Source organism: Pedobacter sp. 05L430 (assembly GCF_056397585.1).
The window spans coordinates 1-3,171 of the sequence record NZ_JBFTNT010000401.1; the positions used below are offsets into that span (position 1 = coordinate 1).

At 39.5% G+C, this 3,171-nt stretch carries 2 protein-coding genes; both read left to right on the top strand.

Features of this window, described 5'->3' with window-relative positions; all coding sequences use genetic code 11:
• The coding region (locus AC1DG9_RS25480; protein ID WP_477635506.1) for a SusC/RagA family TonB-linked outer membrane protein at positions 1 to 2,718 on the top strand (2,718 nt) is incomplete at its 5' end.
• 10 nt (positions 2,719 to 2,728) lie between these two features.
• Positions 2,729 to 3,171: hypothetical protein (locus AC1DG9_RS25485; protein WP_477635507.1), on the top strand; the 443-nt coding region annotated here is incomplete at its 3' end.

A 3,171-nucleotide genomic window follows, 5' to 3' on the forward strand; every position in this document is an offset into this window, starting at 1 on the left:
ACCGTAGTTGGTGTAACCATTAAGAAAAAGGACCTTACCGGATCTGTTGCAGGAATAACAGATAAAACCATTAGTGAGTTACCGGTAACTAATGTTAACCAGGCCATGCAAGGGCGTATTGCCGGTGTGCTGGTACAAAGTAATGACCCGAGACCAGGTGGTGGTGTGTCTATAAAAGTAAGGGGAAATAACTCCATTAAATTTGGTGCCGATCCTATTTACGTAGTTGATGGTTTGGTAATAGAACAAGCTTTCAATACCATAAACCCTGATGACATCGCTAGTATTGATGTATTAAAAGATGCATCGGCGACTGCTTTATATGGATCAAGGGGTGCAAATGGGGTGATATTGATTACCACCAAAAAAGGTAAGAGTGGAGAAGGAAAGATTGAATATAGTGCGTGGGTGGGCGTACAATCGTTCACAAGAAACTTATCTTATCTGAATGCGCAACAAATAGTCGACCTGAGACTGGATGCCTACGCTAACAAATATATGGATGCTAATCCTACTGCAGACAGGCAGGCATATATCAATACGCTGCTCGGCCCTAACTCTATTGCATTTGGGGCAGATGAGCTGGCTGTATATAATCGTGGTGAATCATACAACTGGCTTGATCAGATCACCAAAAAAGGAATACAGCAAAACCATACCGCCACGTTTTCGAAGGGAGGCGAAGATGGCTCCATGTATGTGAGTTTTAACTACACAGACCAGGGTGGTTTATTGAAAACTTCAAATTATAAACGATATGGTGGCCAGACCAATCTCGATCAGAAAATTAAGCCGTGGTTTAAAATTGGAACCAATACCGGTTTTTCTAGAACAGAAGAATCATACATAGATGGCGGCGTATTTGGAATAGCTGCTAACGCGAATCCACTATTGCCTATCGATGATAAAATAACCTATTTAAGCTGGAAAGGAATTCAGAGTACAGATCTTTATAACCCAATCAGAAGTTTAACTATCGATGGTAAAGGAAAACAAAACCGTTTGCTCACTTCAAATTATGCAGTAGCAACACCAATACCTGGCTTAAATATTCGTACAGGGATATCATTCGATGTGAGGTCACAAGATTACTTTAACTATATCCCAAAAGACTTAGGACAGTCGCTGCGAAACTCTTATAACGGAAGGGCAACACAAAAGAAAGAAAGCTGGATGAACTGGCAATGGGATAATTCTGTATCTTACGATAAGTCATACGGAAAACATAATTTCTCTGGTTTAGTAAGTTTTGGTTTAACTCAGAACAACTACAATTACAATCAGATTGATGCTTCAGGCTTCGCGACAGATGATTTCTCTTATAAATACCTTGGCGGTGCCTACCTAAAAGAGCAATTTCAGCTGGGCTCTGATTTTGTAACCAACTCACTGATCAGCTATGTGGCAAGATTTAACTACAATTATGACAATAAGTATTTCGCAACCTTAACTGGAAGGTACGATGGCTCGTCTAGATTTGGTAACGGAAATAAATGGGGCCTGTTTCCCTCACTTGCCCTGGCGTGGGATATATCTAAAGAAAGTTTCTTTGAAGGCATAAATGTCGATGCACTAAAACTACGCGCAGGATACGGTATTGCAGGTAATCAAAACATCCCTAATTTCGCTTATCGTTCGTTGTACAGGCCTGTTTTCTCAGATAATTCCGTAACCTATGTTTCAGATGGTCGTTTAGGAAATCCAAACCTGGTATGGGAAAAGCAAAAGCAGCTGAATTTAGGGGTAGATGTAGCCTTATTGAACAGTAGATTGTCATTTAGTGCCGATTATTTTGTAATTCATAATGATGATCTGTTAATGGAAAGAACTTTATCTACCACTTCAGGTTTTAAAAACACAATCGATAACGTAGGCTCATTATTAAACAAAGGAGTAGAGTTTAACGTTAACGCCAAGATTATTGACCAGGAGGATTTCAAATGGGATTTTGGTGTAAATCTTTCTTCTTATAAAAATAAGATCACAAAGTTATATGGAAGTGTTGACGCGATATATAATTATGGAGGATTTACCGGAGTAGATATACAGAGGGAAGGAAACTTGTTTTTAAATCAGTCACTAAATTCTATCTATACCTATAAATTTGAAAAAATAGCCCAACAATCAGATCTTGAGCGCATTAAGGATATTGATTATGGGGGACGCGTAATTCATCCAGGTGATATTATTCCGGTTGACGTTAATGGAGATAATAAGATAGATGATGCTGATAGAATTGTTGTTGGGAAAAAGGATCCTAAATTCTACGGCGGTTTCTCTACAAATTTTGCCTACAAAAACCTTTCATTAAACGCAGTATTTAACTACAACTACGGAGGCAAAGCGATTAGCGGTTTGTACGAAGGTTTGTTGAATGGTTCAGGAGAATATGCTGGCATTACTGATGTACTTGATCGCTGGACGCCTGAAAATACGAATTCTAACATTCCAAGAGCTTACACAGGCAGCGGACGTTATGGTGTCGGAGAAACTGATTACGCGGTCCAAAATGCCTCTTTCTTAAGAATGGCGGCACTTTCGTTATCGTATAACTTCACCGAAGGATTTGTTAAGAAAGCAAAAATGAGTAATCTGAGAGTGTATGTAACCGGAAGGAACCTCTTTACAATTACAAAGTATAAAGGATACGATCCTGAGGGTGGTGATGGGTACCCAACATCTAAAATGTTTGTTGCGGGTATAAATGTTGGATTTTAATATTACTAAGATGAAAAAGAAATATAGTTTAATAGTATTGGCATTTATTGTATTGCTAACTAGTGGTTCCTGCAAAAAATTCATCACAGAGGACCCGCAAACCGCCTTAACTGAAGAAGAGGTTTTTAAAAGTCTGGACAATATCGAACCGCTGGTTTTAGGTTTATATACCAGTTGGCGCAACACCAAAAAAGACAGAGGTGGCTTTATCTTTACCATGGGTACTGATGAGGCACAACAAGGAGCTTATCAGGTTCGGACTGACGATCGTCAGGCTGGTATCGACAGATATAATGGTTTCCTTAGCGCTAGTAACACTGCACTTGCAGAGCAATGGAACAGCAGGTGGCCAGTTATATCTGCAGCGGCAAAAGTAGTCTACGCTTTGGGTTTAAATTCAGAGGAATCTGAACGCAAAAATATTATCCTTGGTGAGGCCAGCTTCATTAGAGC